This window comes from Stenotrophomonas sp. SAM-B (assembly GCF_013387485.1).
Taxonomy (GTDB): Bacteria; Pseudomonadota; Gammaproteobacteria; order Xanthomonadales; family Xanthomonadaceae; genus Stenotrophomonas; species Stenotrophomonas maltophilia_AA.
In genome coordinates this window covers 1-13,985 of sequence record NZ_JABBXB010000017.1, presented here as the reverse complement: position 1 = coordinate 13,985, position 13,985 = coordinate 1, and the positions used below count along the sequence as shown (strand labels likewise).

Genomic DNA, 13,985 nt, shown 5'->3' with positions numbered 1-13,985 from the left:
GTGGAATCATCGAATCGAGACGGACATGGATCATTCGCCCCCCGTGCCAGCCATGCTAACCGATGTACTGCGACAGTCCCTTCGCGCCGCCCAGGATCAGGTCAACGGGCTGGTGCTGGGCAAGGCGCAGGAGGTGCGGCTGGCCTTCGTGGCGCTGCTCTCCGGTGGCCATCTGCTGATCGAGGACCTGCCCGGGCTGGGCAAGACCACCCTCGCCCATGCCATGGCCTCCAGCCTTGGGCTGGGCTTCCAGCGGGTGCAGTTCACCTCCGACCTGCTGCCTGCCGATGTGCTCGGCGTCTCGGTATACGACGCGGGCACCCGCCAGTTCCAGTTCCACCCCGGCCCGGTCTTCACCCATGTGCTGCTGGCCGACGAGATCAACCGCGCGCCACCGCGCACCCAGAGCGCACTGCTGGAAGCGATGGCCGAGCAGCAGGTGACCCTGGATGGCGTGACCCATCCGCTGCCGGATCCGTTCTTCGTCATTGCCACCCAGAACCCGGTCGACCTGTGCGGCACCTTCCCGCTGCCGGACTCCCAGCTGGACCGCTTCCTGCTGCGGCTGGCGCTGGGCTACCCCAATCCGGAATCCGAGCGCGAGCTGCTGCGCGGCACCGATCGCCGTCATCTGATCGCGCAGGCCACCGCGCGCCTGAGCGAGCTCGAGGTGCGCACGCTGCGCGAGGCGGTCGGCCAGGTACATGCCAGCGAAGCCCTGATCACCTACGTGCAGGCCCTGCTCGCGCGCAGCCGCCAGCACGCCGGGGTGCGCGTCGGCCTGTCGCCACGCGCCGGCCTGGCGCTGCTGCGCGCGGCGAAGGCGCATGCGCTGCTGCTGGGCCGCGCGCACGTCGTGCCCGAGGACGTGCAGACGCTGTTCGTCGCGGTGGCCGGGCATCGCCTGGTGCCGGAGGCCGAAGCCGGCAACGGGCCCGCGCTGGCCCGCGCCATCCTCCAGACCGTGCAGGTCGACTGAGATGCGCCGCGGCTGGGGAGCCCGCTGGCAGCAACTGCAACACCTGGCGCGGCCGCGCCGACCGGAGCACCTGCCGTGCCGGTTCGACCGGCGCCGCATCTATGTGCTGCCGACGCGCTTCGGCCTGTTCGTCGCCGCGCTGCTGTCGGCGATGCTGATCGGCGCACTGAACTACAACAACAACCCGGCCCTGCTGCTGGCGCTGCTGCTGGCCACCGTCAGCATCGCCAGTGCGATCAGCGCGCACCTGCAGCTGTCCGGCCTGCAGGTGGATGCGGTCTCGGCCGAACCGGTCACCGCGGGCGCGCCGTTGCGGCTGCGCATCAGCCTGTCCCGCGCCGATACCCGCGCCCGCCGCGGACTGCATGTGGAGCACGCCGGCGTCGGCGCGTTCGGGCACCTGGTCGACAGCGACCAGATCGAAGTCGATCTCGATCTGCCCACCCAGCAGCGCGGCTGGTTCGACCTGGACCGGATCCGCCTCGCCACCACCCAACCGCTCGGCCTGGTGCGGGCGTGGTCGTGGGTGTGGCCGGAGACGCCCCTGCTGGTCTATGCCGCACCGGAATCGCACGCCCCCGCCCTGCCGGAAAGCGGCGGCGATCCACTGCATACCCGCGTGCACGCCAGCGGCGACGAGCTGCATCAGCTGCGCCCCTATCGCGCTGGCGACCCCACCCGCAGCATCGCGTGGAAGCACTCGGCGCGGCGCGACACCCTGCTGGTGCGCGAGTACGAAAAACCGGTCGGGGTGGAGATCGTGCTGGACTGGTGGCGACTGGCGCCGCTGGGCACCGAAGCACGGATCGCGCGGATGGCGCGCTGGGTCGACCTGGCCGAACGCGAAGGCCGCCGTTACACGCTCAAGCTGCCGGGCCAACCGGTGCTCGGCCCCGGCAACGGCAGCGCCCATCACCATCTGTGCCAGCGCGCGTTGGCGCTGTTGCCCCATGACTGACACGCCCGCCTCCCTGCTGAGCCCCGGGGCGCGCGCCTGGACGCTGGCCAGCGCGGCGCTGGGCCTGGTGCCGCTGCTGCTGCAGCTGCCCACCGTGCTGGCCGTCGTCATCGCCGGTGTCGCCCTGCTCACCGCCGCCGCCTCACGCCAGCGCCTGCTGCCGGGCGCGCTGCGCCTGCTGCTGGTGCTGGGCATGCTCGCCGCCATCTACTGGCAGATGGGCCCGCGCCCCGGCCGCGACACCGGCTGCGCGCTGCTGGCAGCCATGCTCGCGCTGAAGTCAAGCGAGCTGCGCAGCCTGCGCGATGCCCGCAGCCTGGTCGGCTTCGGCTTGTTCGGCCCGTTCGCTGCGTTCCTGCTCGACCAAGGGCCGCTGACCATGGCGCTGGCGGTGATGGCCGGCCTGGTCGCCCTGCTCGCCCTGCAGCGGCTGGCACACCTGGAGGGCCAGGCACCACCGGCGCCGCTCAAGCGCCAGCTGCGCGGCATCGGCCGACTGGTCCTGCTCGGCCTGCCGCTGGCGCTGGCCGGCTTCTGGCTGTTCCCGCGGTTGAGTGAACCGCTGTGGGGCATCCCGGACCGCGCGGTCGGCAAGCCCGGCCTGTCGGACACGATGGAGCCCGGACAGTGGCTGGACCTGATGGCCGATGACACCCCGGCGCTGCGCGTGCAGTTCTTCGGTGCGATCCCGGCGCCGCAGCAGCGGTACTGGCGCGGCCCGGTACTGACCCGTTTCGATGGCCAGCGCTGGGAACAGGACACGCGGCAGAGCGAACGCGCGCCCGCCGCGGTGACCCGTGCCGCCACCCAGTGGGAGTACCAGATCGATTACGAGCCGACCGACCGCCGCCAGCTGGTCGCGCTGGACCTGCCGCTGCAGGCGCCGCCGGGCAGCGAACTGGATGCCAACCACAGCCTGCGCAGTCGCGCGCCGCTGAACGCATTGACCCGCTGGCGGCTGACCTCCGCGCCGGCCGTGGCCTATACCGAAGCGTTGACGCCGTACGAGCGCCGGCTGGCGCTGCAGCTGCCCGCCGGCGTGAACCCGCGCACGGCCGTGCTGGCCCGCCAATGGCGACAGGAGGCCGGCAGCAACGATGCGGTGATCGTGCAGCGCGCGCTCGACTGGGTCCGGGCGAGCTTCGTCTACACCCTGGATACGGTCGAGCCGGGCCGCGATGGCGTGGACGAATTCCTGTTCGATCAGCAGGCCGGCTTCTGCCAGCACTTCAGCTCTTCCTTCGTCGTGTTGATGCGCAACGCCGGCATCCCCGCGCGGGTGGTGACCGGCTTCGCTGGCGGCAAGCGCAATCCCTACGGCGACTACTGGGTGCTGCGCCGGATGGACGCGCACGCCTGGGCCGAAGTGTGGCTGCCCGGTCGTGGCTGGGTGCGGGTCGACCCGACCGCCGCCGTGGCGCCCGAGCGCGTCTACGACACGCTCGACGACCGGCTGGCCGCCGGCGCGGCCGACGCCATGTTCGACAGCCGCTGGCTGCAGATTGGACAGATGGGCGATTGGCTGCGCCGGGGCTGGAACGACCTGGTTCTGTCCTTCGACGCCAACCGCCAGCAGCAGCTTCTTGAACCGTTTGGTTTCAAACGGCTGGAGCCGAGCCAACTGGTCGGAATTTTCATCGTCTTCGCGCTGACCGCGCTAGGCTGGATGGCATGGCTGCTGGCCCGGGGCGAACGCGAGCGCGACCCGCTGCTGCGGGCCTGGCATCGGCTGGGACGCCGTTACGCACGCCATGGGCTGTCCCGCGCCAGCGCCGAACCCGCTGGCGAGTGGGCGCGCCGGGTGGACCGGCAGCGACCCGATCCTGCGCTGCTGTCGCTCAGCGCGCGTTTCGTCCAGGCGCGCTACGCTGGCGCTGACGTCGACCTCACTTCATTATTGCGCGACCTGCGCAGGCATCGCCCGACCTCCGGAGCATCCCCATGAAGATTCAAATCCTGCTTCCCCTTGCTGCCTCTCTGGCACTGGCTGCCTGCGCCACCGCGCCGAAGCCGTTGCAGGGGCAGTTCAGTATGGTCAGCCCGCGCGACGCGGTTCCCACCCAGCAGGTGGGCACCCCGGTACGTTGGGGTGGTCGCATCATCGAAACCAATCCGGGCCAGGGCCAGACCTGCTTCCAGATGATCTCGCGCCCGCTCAACGGCAGCGGCCGCCCGAGCACCACCTCGGCCGACGCCAGTGACGGCCGCTTCATCGCCTGCCGCGCCGGCTTCTACGATCCGGCGGTGTTCGAGCCGGGCCGCGACGTGACCTTCATCGGCAAAATCGGCGGTTACGAGAACACCCGCATCGGCGAATACGACTACCGCCTGCCGAAGCTGGACGCCGACGTGATCTATCTGTGGCCGGAACAGCGCCAGGTCGATGTGGTGCCCGCCTACCCGTACGGCCCGTGGGGCCCGGGCTGGGGTCCGGGCTGGGGCTACCGCGGCTGGGGCTGGTGGTAACACGCTGACGCAGAAACGCCGCCCTCGGGCGGCGTTTTTGTTTGCGCCTGGCCGGCTCAGCCGTTCGGCGTACCGAAGTGACCCAACTGCGCGCCGGCCAGCAGGTGCAGGTGGATATGGAACACGGTCTGCCCGGCATGCTCGCGGCAGTTCATGACGATGCGGTAGCCGTCCTGCGCGAAACCTTCGCGGCGCGCGTATTCGGCGGCGGCCATGGCCAGCTTGCCGATCAGGTGTGCCTGGTCCGGCCGCACATCATCCAGGGTCGGGATCGCCTCGTGCTTCGGAATGAACAACACGTGCACCGGCGCCTGCGGCGCGATGTCCTTGAAGCCGAGCACTTCCTCGTCCTCGTAGACGATGGTGGCCGGAATTTCGCGGCGGATGATCTTGCCGAACAGGGTGTCGTGGCTCATGAGGGCACCTCGTGGAACAGGGCTTTGGAGAGTAGCGCGGATGCGCGTCCGGTTTCGATCATTGCCGCGCGCTGCGCGGCGTCACTCCTGGACTTCGGTCCGCGTGCCGAACGCGTGCGACAGCGTGCCGCGATCCACGTATTCCAGCTCGCCGCCCAGCGGCAGGCCCTGCGCCAGGCGGCTCGGCCGCACCTTGTAGCCGCGCGCCATCTGCGCGAGGTAATGCGCGGTGGCTTCGCCTTCGACGGTGGCGCTGGTGGCGATGATCAACTCGTTGACCTCGCCCTGCTTCAGGCGCGCCTCCAGCTGATCCAGGCCCAGTTCGCGCGGGCCGATGCCATCCAGCGGCGACAGCCGCCCCTGCAGCACGAAGTACACCCCGCGATAGCCGGTGGCCGTTTCGATCGCCAGGCGATCGGCCGGCGATTCCACCGCACACAGCTGCTGGCGCTCGCGGCTGCCGTTGGCGCAGACCGCACAGATCTCGGTCTCGCTGAAATCCCGGCACTGTTCGCAGTGCCCGATCCGCTCGATCGCCTTGGCCAGCACTTCGGCCAGCTTCTGGCCGCCCTCGCGCTCGCGCTCGAGCACGTGGTACGCCATGCGCTGGGCAGTCTTCTGGCCCACGCCCGGCAGCACGCGGAAGGCCTCGATCAATTGTTCGAGCAGGGGCAGGCTCATGGCGGATCGCTCATCTCAGAAACAAGCGCGCGAAGCCCGGAGGCTTCGCGGCGCGGTCACCACGGTCGCGCCAGGCAGACACCCGGCGCAGGCGGTGGGTCAGAACGGCAGCTTCATGCCCGGGGGCAGCTGCATGCCGGCGGTCGCCGAACCCATGCGGTTCTTCGACTCGGCATCGATCTTGTTGGAGGCATCGTTGAACGCGGCGGCCACCAGGTCTTCGGTCATTTCCGCATCGGACAGCACCGACGGATCGATGCGCACCTTGCGGCATTCCTTGGTGCCGGTCAGGGTCACGCTGACCATGCCGCCGCCGGCGCTGCCGGTCACTTCCAGCTTGGCGAGGTCTTCCTGGGCCTTCTGCAGGTTTTCCTGCATCTTCTGGGCCTGCTGCATCAGTTGGGCGATATTGCCGCGCATGGGTCTTTACTCTTCAAAAGGACGAATGGAATCGGCGACGACCCGGGCACCGTGTTGCTGGACCAGCAACTGCACCGACGGATCGGCCATGAAAGCGGCTTCCGCCGCCGTTTGGCGTTCGCCACGCTGGCGGTCAGCGCGCTGATGCAGGGTCTCGGCACCGGCTGCACCGGTATCGATCACCAGACGCGGGGCCTGCCCCAGGGGGCCGGTCAACGCCGCGATCAGCGCCGCCTGCGAGCGGTCCGAACTCAAATACTCAAATCCGGGCGAAATCGCCAGTTTCAAGACGCCGTGCTGGTAGCTGATGAACGCCGAGTGCGCCGCCAGCTGCTTGGACGGGCCATTGAGCTGGCTGCCGGCGACCAGTTCCAGCCACGCATCGGCGGTCAGGTCGCCCTGTGCCTCCGAGGGCGCGGCCTCCGGCGCCGAGGGTGCGATGGCGATGCCCTCCGGGCGGGCCACCGGGGCGGGGGCTTCCCGTACAGGCGCAGGAGCAGCAGGTGCCACGGTCCGCTCGGGCGGCGCTTCCCACGGGGCGACCATGGCCGCATCCGGGGTGGCCATTTCAGCGGCCAGCGCTTCGTCGCGATCAGCCGCGTCGCTTTCACGGTGCCACGGCGGCAGGTCGTCGTCGGCCGCGGGAGCGACGACGGCGGGCTTGGCCGGTTTCACCGGTTCGGCGGCTGCCGGGGCCGGGGCAGGTTTCCTGGGTGCCGGCGCCATGGGCGCCTCGGGCGCCGCGGAGACAGGGGCAACGACGGGGGCCACAGCGGCCGCCTGAGTGACGGGGGCGCTGGCCTTGGTCGGCACCGCGGCCGGAGCCGCGCTCGCTGACGCAGCGGCCATGCCGGTGCCCTGGCCGCTGGCCTGGCCACCACTGTTCACTTCGGTGCCGGTGCCCGGATCGCGGGGCACCGGCGGTACGGCGGCGGCCGGACGGAACGCCAGCATGCGCAGCACGGCCATCTCGAACCCGGCACGCGGGCTCGGGGCCAGGTGCAGGTCACGGCGACCGCCCAGGGCCATCTGATACCAGAGCTGGACCACTTCCGGGCGCAGGCGCTGGGCGAAGGCCTCGGCATCGATCCCCTCGCCCGCCGTCGCGGCGCCCGGCACCAGCTGCTGCACCTGGATCCGGTGCAGGGCTTCGGCCAGGGCGTCGAGCACCCCGCTCCAGTCCGGCGAGAACTCGGCCAGCAGGGCCACGGTCTGCAGCAGGCGCGGGCCATCACCATCGGCCAGCGCATCCAGCATCGCCGCGACCTGGGTGCGGTCGACCGTGCCCAGCATCGCGCGCACCACATCCTCGCGCAGCGCGCCGCCGGCATAGGCAATCGCCTGGTCCAGCAGCGACAGGCCGTCACGCAGGCTGCCATCGGCCGCCTTGGCCAGCTGCACGATCGCGGTCGGGTCGGACTCGATCTCCTCGGCGGCCAGGATCTTCGTCATCTGGCCCTGGATCTGGTCCTCGTCCAACCGCTTCAGGTTGAACTGCAGGCAGCGCGAAAGCACCGTCACCGGCAGCTTCTGCGGATCGGTGGTGGCCAGCAGGAACTTCACATGCTCCGGCGGCTCTTCCAGCGTCTTCAGCAGCGCATTGAACGCCGCCTTGGACAGCATGTGCACTTCGTCGATCAGGTAGACCTTGTACTTGCCCCGGGAGGGCATGTACTGGGCGTTCTCGATCACCTCGCGGACATCGTCCACACCGGTATTGGACGCGGCATCGATCTCGAGCAGATCGATGTAGCGGCCGGAGTCGATATCCAGGCAGGCCGGGCACTGGCCACACGGATCGGCGCTGGTGCCCTGCTCGCAGTTCAGCGACTTGGCGAAAATACGGGCAATGGTGGTCTTGCCGACCCCGCGGGTGCCGGTAAACAGGAACGCATGGTGCACCCGGCCGCTGTCCAGCGCATTGCTGAGCGCACGGACCACGTGTTCCTGGCCCACCAGCTCGGCAAAACGCTTCGGACGCCACTTGCGGGCAAGGACGAGATAGGACATCAGGCCACCGTCTTCATCGGGACGACCATTGTGCCACGCCTGTCCAGCCCCCCTGCCCCCTGTGACGAACCGCTTGTGCGATTCCAATTCCCCCGCTAGAATCTGCGCCCCTGCAGCGGGTTATCGCAGCAGGTCCGGAGAGGTGTCCGAGCGGTTGAAGGAGCACGCCTGGAAAGTGTGTAAGCGTCTAAACCGCGCTTCGGGGGTTCGAATCCCCCTCTCTCCGCCACACAAATAAAAAGGCCGCCCTCAGGGGCGGCCTTTTTATTTGTGTGGCGGACAGCATGGGGGCCGAGAACCCCAACGGGTTCGACGGATTCGCCCGGAGCGAATCCGGACAGCCGAACGGCTGGCCCTGGAGCGCGCAAGCGCGGAAGGGCTGGGTGCATGGATGCACCCAGCAATCCCAATGAAGCGGCCAGCCTGCATCGCCCGTCGCGGACCATGCCGCTACATTCACCGCATGACCTGAGCAGAAACCGGTGGGTCATTGCATGGCACCAAAGCCAGAAAGGCCGGACGCAGCTAAGGCTTGCCGCCCAGCGATAGCGATAAAAGAAACCCCGCCGAGGCGGGGCCGAAACTCTTAGTAGCCGTAGCCCGATCGAGGCTTTTGCGTCCTCGGTTGGTTGTACGGACTACCGTAGGGATTGCTCTGCGTCGGCTTGTAGGGATCAACAACGCCGGACTTTCCGTTGTAGGGATTGTAATTCCCTTGGGTGCTGTAGTTGTCCAGCTTCGTGGAATTCGCATCACTACGGTGGTGAGGCTGGACGTAGGTTCCGTCCGAGCGGTAATGGCCCTTCACCGAATGGCTCTGCGCCGAGGCGCCAAAAGATGCCGCGAGAACCATGCCAGCGGATACGACGAGCAACAGCTTCTTCATTTCCTTCTCCTTGGATGGGGCATCCATCTGCGCCGCTTCGTGCCCCCTGCATAAGCGGCAACCCTGCCATTCTCCCAGTTCGATACAAGTCGACTTGAGAAGGCCTAAATACGTGACGATTGTCTCACTTATCGCGCAGGAAGAGTAAGAACGGCCATCTTTCCGACGAGTGGGCGAATCCCGCTAAGAATGCGTAGCGACGCGGCCTGGAGTCCATTCTTCATTCAGAAGGAGCGACCCAGCAATCTAAGGAAGCGGCTAGCATTCTTCCCGCCCTGTGCACCAGCTCCTGGCTGCCGCTCCCAACGCGGCCCGGCCATACCAAAATATCCCCATGCCCACCCTCCGCCCCTACACCGCAACAGACGCCCCCGCCTGCCTCGCACTGTTCGACACCAACGTGCCGCGTTACTTCGCCCCACACGAACGCCAGGACTTCGCCACCTACCTGCTCCACCCGGACCGCACCCACGACTACCTCGTGATCGACCACAACGGCGAGCTCGTCGCCTGCGGCGGCATCGCCCTCGACAACGAACACACCGCCGCCTTCTGCTGGGGCATGGTCGACCGCACCCGGCATCGCCAAGGCCTCGGCACGCAGCTCTCCCACGCACGCCTGGCCCACGCAGAAACGCTCGGCGCCCAGCGCGTAACGCTCAGCACCAGCCAGCACACGCAGGCGTTCTACGCCGGACTCGGCTTCGTCGTCACCCGCATCACCCCCGATGGGCATGGCCCCGGGCTGGATGCGGTGGAGATGGCGCTCGAACTGGCGCCGCACTGAGCGGCGCCAGCGATTCGATCGGGTCAGCCGTGCGCCAGCCACGCATGGCGTGGCTCTACCCTTGAAGCCGCAGCCTTCGCTTTAATGCCTCAGCTGCTCGACAGCTTCATCAACACCAACCCGCTCACGATCAACACCGCCGCGGCAATCCGCATCGCGCTGACCTGCTCGCCGAGGAAGGTAATGCCGATCACGAACGCGCCGACCGCGCCGATGCCAGTCCAGATCGTGTACGCGGTGCCGAGCGGCAACGTGCGCATCGCCAGCGACAGCAGCCAGAAGCTGGCGATCATGGTGACGAGGGTGATGATCGAGGGGGTGAGTTTGCTGAACCCCTCGGATTGCTTCATCGAGAACGCCCAGACGATTTCCAGTACACCGGCTGCCAACAGATAGATCCAGGCCATGTGGCCCTCCTTGATGGGGGCCAGGCCGTCCTGGTCAGTGGGTCCCGAAATGGGGGAGGCCGTTCCTCCTGTGCCGCGTATTTTAGCAACCCGCCCGCGCAGTGGCCGCTGCCTGCGGCAACGGGCTACACGGGATTCAGGCTGGGCGTCTGGCACTGCGTGCCGCGCATGCGCTAGAATACGCGACTGCACTGCCGGACCTGTTCCTGCGCTGCAGCTTCCGCCTGCGGTTGGCTGATCCTTGATCGCCCAGCAGCCGGAACGTCTCTATGGTGGCCCCGTCGGCCCCTCGCGACGCTAGGTCGAAAATCCCGCCAGGGCCGGAAGGCAGCAACGGTATCGATCGACGCGGGCGCCGAGGTCAGCCGGCGGGGCCGCCACCTTTTTGGGGCCCCCTGTTTCCTTCGCGATGCTGCCGGTCAAGGCGCTGCGGGCGTGCCCTGGTGGAACACCATCCGCCACGCCTCGCCATGCTGCCGCCACAGCGAACTGCGCAGCACCTCGCGCTGGCGCTCGCCCTCGATCACATACCAGCTGCGATAGCGCACCTGTGCCAAGGTCGGGGCCAGCAACACGACGTGGTAGTCGGTGGACACGATCTCGACCTGCGCGCGCTCGCGCGGAATCTCGGCCAACGCAGCCGCACGGTCGAAGCACGCACCCGAGCTGCCGATCTCGTTGAAGCCGTCATCCAGCAGCGCCGCCAACTGTACGACATCACCGCGGACCGCCGGCGCATGCAACGCGCGTTCGAGCGCCTGCAGATGGGCGGCCAGCGCGTCATCCATGCTCAGGGAGGATCCTGCGCCAGCACGTGCATGGCGGTCGGGGTGGCCAGCGCCACGCGTTCACCGGGCAGGGCCACACGGTGGCCACGCTGGCGCAATGCCTCGCCGTCGGCCTCGCTGGCGTAGTGATAGAGCATCATCCGCGCCTGCAGCTCGGCCGTGTACTCACGCTCCAGGTCATCCACGCCGGTGTGCGACGGGTTGCCGTGCAGGCCGCAGTCGTGCGCGATCAGCTCGTTGTCGTCGGCGTAGCGCGCCAGCATTTCCGGAATCGGACGGGTATCCCCGCTCCAGGTGACCGCACCCTTCAGGCGCAGGCCATAGGCGGTTTCCGGCCAGTGATGGCGCACCGGGAACACCTCCAGGCGCACGCCGTCATGCCAGAACGCGTCGCCGACGACGATCAGCTGGAAGGCATCCCAGAAATTCGCACCGCCCTCGGCCAGCACGTTCGGGTAATCGGCCACGCGCTTGTGCAGCAGCGGCACCACGCTCGCCGGCACGTACACGCGGATGCGCCCACGGCGCTGCGGCGAGAAGTACGCATCCACGAACAGGCGCTCGAAACCGGCGACATGGTCCAGGTGCACATGGGTGACGAACAGGGCCTGCGGCATCTGGCCGTAGTGCGCCTGGAAGGCGGTCAGCCCTTCCCCGCCGCAGTCGATGGTGAGCCACGGGCGGCCATCGCGCTCGATCACCGCCATCGGCGAACCCAGCTGCACGGCCGACGCATTGCCGACCCCCATGAAACGCAATGCCCAGTCCATCAGTAACCCCGGTTCCAGGCCAGATCGTAGGCGCGGCGCAGCCGTGCGTAGTCCTTCTCGACGTCGTCATGGCTGCGCTCACCACGCAGTTTGATCAGCGAACGCAGCAGCCGCTTGAGATTGCGCTCGCGCCAGCGGGTGGCGGGGATGCGCAGCACGCCACGATCGAAATCGATCAGCCAGCCGTGGCCGTTGGCATCGAACAGAATGTTGTGGGCGTTGAGATCGGCATGATCCAGCCCCACGCGATGAAAGCGCGCGATCAGCCGGCCAGTCTCTTCCCAGGGGGCGCCGCGCCCGGCGACCAGCGCGCGGTCGGCCAGCGAGCGCACGCCCTCCAGCCGCTCCATCAGGATCGCCGCTTTGTAGCGCAGACCTTCGCGCATATAGAACGCGGCGATCGGTCGGGGCACCGGCAGCTTCTGCGCGTGCAGGGCACGCATCAGCCGGAATTCGGCAAAACTGCGGGTGCGATTGGCGCCGCGCCAGATGTAGTGGTCCCGGCTCAGCTTGGCCGCCAGGCCGCCGCGCAGGTACTGGCGCAGCACGGCGTGGCCGAAGGGCGCATCGACGAACCAGGCGCCGCCCCGGCCGCCATCGCCGACCGGCCGCGCCCGCTCGCCCCAGTGCGCTGGCGAGAACAGGCTCATCTCGGCTTGCCGCAGGGCTTCGCGGTCGAACAGAATGGCACCGATACCGCGTCCATCGCGGCAGGGCGTCAGCGCTTCAGTGGCGTCGAATGCGACCATTCCTTCGAGTCTAACAACACCATGGCACCAACGTCCTCTTCCTTGTGTCTTTTGCGTTTGTCCGCGCTGGGGGACGTGACCCATGTGGTGCCGCTGGTGCGCACGCTGCAGCAGGCCGATCCCGGGGTGTCGCTGCACTGGATCATCGACAAGGCCGGCCACAAGCTGCTCGACGGGCTGCCCGGCGTGACCTTCCACAGCTACGACAAGAAGACCGGCCTGGCTGGCATGCGGGCCCTGCGCGACAGCCTTCCGACCGGGCGTTTCGATGCGCTGCTGCAGATGCAGGTCGCCTTCCGCGCCAACGTGCTCTCGGCCTTCGTACCCGCCAAACGCCGCATCGGCTACGACAGATCGCGTTCCAAGGACCTTCACGGGCTTTTCATCAATGAGCGCATTCCCGACCGCCCGGGCATCCACGTGCTCGACGCGATCGGCAGCTTCTGCGAGCCGCTGGGCCTGAAACAGACCGAGGTCAGCTGGGACCTGGCCGTGCCGCCGGCGGCGTTCGAATGGGCCAACGCCCAGTGGGCCGACGACGGCCGCCCGGTGCTGATGATCTCGCCCTGCTCCAGCCACGTGCGCCGCAACTGGTATGCCGACCGCTATGCGGCCGTGGCGAACCACGCCACCTCACGCGGCTGGCGCGTGGTGCTGTGCGGCGGGCGCAGCGACCTCGAACGTGGCATGGCCGATGCCATCCAGGCACAGCTCACCACGCCGGCGCTGGATCTGGTCGGCAAGGACACGCTGAAGCAGTTGCCCGCCCTGTTGGCGCGCGCCGCGCTGGTGATGACGCCCGATTCGGGCCCGATGCATATCGCCAACGCGATGGGCACCAAGGTGCTCGGCCTGCATGCGGCGAGCAACCCGCATCGCAGCGGCCCCTACTCCGACCGCCGCTACTGCGTGGACCGCTACGACGATGCCGCGCGCAGATTCCTGGGCAAGCCGGCCAGCGAACTGAAGTGGGGCGCGAAGGTCGAGTTCGACGACGTGATGCAGCTGATCACGGTCGAGGACGGCATTGCCGCCTTCGAACGCTATGTCGCCGATTACGCACCGCGCGGCGCGTAATCCTTGTACGACTTCTCTTCCACGTAGAGCGAGCCCAGCGCCAGGTTGATGTCCTTCTTGATGCGGGCGCGCTCATCGTTCTGCTGGTAGACGCTGCGGGCCAGTTCGACGAAGTGGTCGTCGAAGGCCTGCGCCTTGTCCTGCAGGCGGATGTTGTCTTCGATGTCCCACAGGCGCTCGTTGACAGCCTTGAGCTCGGCACGCAGGCGCGCGATGTCCTTGACCCCGGCCGGGTGCGCCATCCAGGTCTTTTCCAGCGCGCTCAGTTCGGTGCGGATGTTGGCCAGCTTGGCCTCGTCGCTGATGCGCTCGGACTTGATCTGCAGGATCGAGATCTTGTCGAGCAGTTCACCGAAGGACACGGGGACGAGGATTTCAGCGGTCATGGTGGGGATCCGTTACGTGAGGTGGGCAGTTTAGCGGAGCGCATGTTGGAGGGGTGTGGGGCAAGGGTGCGGGCGCTCGGGTAGCAACTGTCTTATCAGGTGCAGACCAACGCGGCCTCGGCGTCCCGCTTGCGGGCGTTGAGGATGACCAGCATCTTGCGCATGACCGCTACCAGCGCCACCTTGCTCGCCTTGCCTTTGGCTT

At 68.0% G+C, this 13,985-nt stretch carries 16 protein-coding genes, 1 tRNA gene, 1 other RNA gene and 1 pseudogene; 8 read left to right on the top strand and 11 right to left on the bottom strand.

All coding sequences use genetic code 11. From position 1 onward, the window contains the following. Positions 1-25 precede the first annotated feature (25 nt). The 4 genes from HH110_RS18450 to HH110_RS18435 are packed head-to-tail and all read left to right on the top strand — an operon-like array spanning position 26 to position 4,403. Positions 26-979, top strand: coding sequence for a MoxR family ATPase (locus HH110_RS18450; protein ID WP_176990971.1), 954 nt, complete (start codon positions 26-28; stop codon positions 977-979). Between the two features lies 1 nt (position 980). After that, on the top strand, positions 981-1,937 hold the full coding sequence (locus HH110_RS18445; RefSeq protein WP_176990970.1) for a DUF58 domain-containing protein: 957 nt from the start codon (positions 981-983) through the stop codon (positions 1,935-1,937). Further along, positions 1,930-3,882, top strand: a complete 1,953-nt coding sequence (locus tag HH110_RS18440; protein ID WP_176990969.1) for a DUF3488 and transglutaminase-like domain-containing protein — start codon at positions 1,930-1,932, stop codon at positions 3,880-3,882. The genes HH110_RS18445 and HH110_RS18440 overlap by 8 nt, the downstream gene beginning before the upstream one ends. Next, entirely contained in the window at positions 3,879-4,403 is a 525-nt protein-coding gene (locus HH110_RS18435; protein ID WP_019185338.1) for a Slp family lipoprotein, read from the top strand. The genes HH110_RS18440 and HH110_RS18435 overlap by 4 nt, the downstream gene beginning before the upstream one ends. Before the next feature lie 56 nt (positions 4,404-4,459). On the opposite strand, the gene HH110_RS18430 is transcribed toward HH110_RS18435, so the two are convergent. The 4 genes from HH110_RS18430 to dnaX all read right to left on the bottom strand — a co-directional run bounded on the left by HH110_RS18430 (position 4,460) and on the right by dnaX (position 7,930). Continuing rightward, positions 4,460-4,819 carry a histidine triad nucleotide-binding protein gene (locus HH110_RS18430; RefSeq protein ID WP_019185337.1) on the bottom strand — a complete coding sequence of 120 codons (360 nt, stop codon included), beginning with the start codon at positions 4,817-4,819 and terminating at the stop codon, positions 4,460-4,462. Between the two features lie 81 nt (positions 4,820-4,900). Beyond that, complete coding sequence (gene recR, locus HH110_RS18425; protein ID WP_176990968.1) at positions 4,901-5,500, bottom strand: recombination mediator RecR; 600 nt, start codon at positions 5,498-5,500, stop codon at positions 4,901-4,903. 99 nt (positions 5,501-5,599) lie between these two features. Next, the gene (locus HH110_RS18420) at positions 5,600-5,920 is read right to left on the bottom strand and encodes a YbaB/EbfC family nucleoid-associated protein (RefSeq protein WP_019185335.1); all 321 of its coding nucleotides are present in this window, start codon (positions 5,918-5,920) and stop codon (positions 5,600-5,602) included. A 6-nt stretch (positions 5,921-5,926) separates the two neighbouring features. Then, complete coding sequence (gene dnaX / locus HH110_RS18415; protein ID WP_176990967.1) at positions 5,927-7,930, bottom strand: DNA polymerase III subunit gamma/tau; 2,004 nt, start codon at positions 7,928-7,930, stop codon at positions 5,927-5,929. Positions 7,931-8,066: 136 nt separating this feature from the next. On the opposite strand from dnaX, the gene HH110_RS18410 reads away from it, so the two are divergent. After that, positions 8,067-8,159 (top strand) — tRNA-Ser (locus HH110_RS18410). Positions 8,160-8,516: 357 nt separating this feature from the next. Here HH110_RS18410 and HH110_RS18405 read toward each other — a convergent pair. Continuing rightward, a complete protein-coding gene (locus tag HH110_RS18405) occupies positions 8,517-8,816 on the bottom strand; it encodes a hypothetical protein (RefSeq protein WP_176990966.1) in 300 nt (99 codons plus the stop codon). Between the two features lie 334 nt (positions 8,817-9,150). Here HH110_RS18405 and HH110_RS18400 point away from each other — a divergent pair, with 334 nt between their 5' ends. Continuing rightward, positions 9,151-9,603, top strand: coding sequence for a GNAT family N-acetyltransferase (locus tag HH110_RS18400; protein ID WP_176990965.1), 453 nt, complete (start codon positions 9,151-9,153; stop codon positions 9,601-9,603). Positions 9,604-9,692: 89 nt separating this feature from the next. Here the strand turns inward: HH110_RS18400 and HH110_RS18395 are convergent, their stop codons facing one another. Beyond that, the gene (locus HH110_RS18395; protein ID WP_123728503.1) at positions 9,693-10,010 is read right to left on the bottom strand and encodes a multidrug efflux SMR transporter; all 318 of its coding nucleotides are present in this window, start codon (positions 10,008-10,010) and stop codon (positions 9,693-9,695) included. A gap of 278 nt (positions 10,011-10,288) precedes the next feature. Here HH110_RS18395 and ffs point away from each other — a divergent pair. Next, positions 10,289-10,385, top strand: an RNA gene (gene ffs / locus HH110_RS18390) — signal recognition particle sRNA small type. Positions 10,386-10,429: 44 nt separating this feature from the next. Here ffs and HH110_RS18385 read toward each other — a convergent pair. Genes HH110_RS18385 through HH110_RS18375 form a run of 3 tightly spaced genes read right to left on the bottom strand, consistent with a single transcriptional unit; the run spans position 10,430 to position 12,317 of the window. Beyond that, entirely contained in the window at positions 10,430-10,798 is a 369-nt protein-coding gene (locus HH110_RS18385) for a DUF4440 domain-containing protein (RefSeq protein WP_176990964.1), read from the bottom strand. Positions 10,799-10,800: 2 nt separating this feature from the next. Continuing rightward, positions 10,801-11,568, bottom strand: a complete 768-nt coding sequence (locus HH110_RS18380) for an MBL fold metallo-hydrolase (RefSeq protein WP_176990963.1) — start codon at positions 11,566-11,568, stop codon at positions 10,801-10,803. After that, positions 11,568-12,317 (bottom strand): 3-deoxy-D-manno-octulosonic acid kinase, encoded by a 750-nt coding sequence (locus HH110_RS18375; RefSeq protein ID WP_176990962.1) that lies wholly within the window; start codon positions 12,315-12,317, stop codon positions 11,568-11,570. Before HH110_RS18375 ends, HH110_RS18380 begins: the two co-directional genes overlap by 1 nt. Before the next feature lie 21 nt (positions 12,318-12,338). Here HH110_RS18375 and HH110_RS18370 point away from each other — a divergent pair, with 21 nt between their 5' ends. Then, the gene (locus HH110_RS18370) at positions 12,339-13,394 is read left to right on the top strand and encodes a glycosyltransferase family 9 protein (protein ID WP_176990961.1); all 1,056 of its coding nucleotides are present in this window, start codon (positions 12,339-12,341) and stop codon (positions 13,392-13,394) included. Here the strand turns inward: HH110_RS18370 and HH110_RS18365 are convergent. Continuing rightward, positions 13,373-13,780 (bottom strand): DUF6165 family protein, encoded by a 408-nt coding sequence (locus HH110_RS18365; RefSeq protein WP_019185792.1) that lies wholly within the window; start codon positions 13,778-13,780, stop codon positions 13,373-13,375. The genes HH110_RS18370 and HH110_RS18365 overlap by 22 nt on opposite strands. Before the next feature lie 95 nt (positions 13,781-13,875). Beyond that, positions 13,876-13,985, bottom strand: a pseudogene (locus HH110_RS18360) (IS110 family transposase); the annotation flags it as partial.

Bases quoted from the DNA above. Each gene is read 5' to 3' on its own strand.
- HH110_RS18420 (WP_019185335.1), bottom strand. From the start codon at position 5,920: ATGCGCGGCAATATCGCCCAACTGATGCAGCAGGCCCAGAAGATGCAG.
- HH110_RS18385 (WP_176990964.1), bottom strand. From the start codon at position 10,798: ATGGATGACGCGCTGGCCGCCCATCTGCAGGCGCTCGAACGCGCGTTG.
- recR (WP_176990968.1), bottom strand. From the start codon at position 5,500: ATGAGCCTGCCCCTGCTCGAACAATTGATCGAGGCCTTCCGCGTGCTG.
- HH110_RS18380 (WP_176990963.1), bottom strand. From the start codon at position 11,568: ATGGACTGGGCATTGCGTTTCATGGGGGTCGGCAATGCGTCGGCCGTG.
- dnaX (WP_176990967.1), bottom strand. From the start codon at position 7,930: ATGTCCTATCTCGTCCTTGCCCGCAAGTGGCGTCCGAAGCGTTTTGCC.
- HH110_RS18375 (WP_176990962.1), bottom strand. From the start codon at position 12,317: ATGGTCGCATTCGACGCCACTGAAGCGCTGACGCCCTGCCGCGATGGA.
- HH110_RS18370 (WP_176990961.1), top strand. From the start codon at position 12,339: ATGGCACCAACGTCCTCTTCCTTGTGTCTTTTGCGTTTGTCCGCGCTG.
- HH110_RS18435 (WP_019185338.1), top strand. From the start codon at position 3,879: ATGAAGATTCAAATCCTGCTTCCCCTTGCTGCCTCTCTGGCACTGGCT.
- HH110_RS18395 (WP_123728503.1), bottom strand. From the start codon at position 10,010: ATGGCCTGGATCTATCTGTTGGCAGCCGGTGTACTGGAAATCGTCTGG.
- HH110_RS18450 (WP_176990971.1), top strand. From the start codon at position 26: ATGGATCATTCGCCCCCCGTGCCAGCCATGCTAACCGATGTACTGCGA.
- HH110_RS18445 (WP_176990970.1), top strand. From the start codon at position 981: ATGCGCCGCGGCTGGGGAGCCCGCTGGCAGCAACTGCAACACCTGGCG.
- HH110_RS18405 (WP_176990966.1), bottom strand. From the start codon at position 8,816: ATGAAGAAGCTGTTGCTCGTCGTATCCGCTGGCATGGTTCTCGCGGCA.
- HH110_RS18430 (WP_019185337.1), bottom strand. From the start codon at position 4,819: ATGAGCCACGACACCCTGTTCGGCAAGATCATCCGCCGCGAAATTCCG.
- HH110_RS18400 (WP_176990965.1), top strand. From the start codon at position 9,151: ATGCCCACCCTCCGCCCCTACACCGCAACAGACGCCCCCGCCTGCCTC.
- HH110_RS18365 (WP_019185792.1), bottom strand. From the start codon at position 13,780: ATGACCGCTGAAATCCTCGTCCCCGTGTCCTTCGGTGAACTGCTCGAC.
- HH110_RS18440 (WP_176990969.1), top strand. From the start codon at position 1,930: ATGACTGACACGCCCGCCTCCCTGCTGAGCCCCGGGGCGCGCGCCTGG.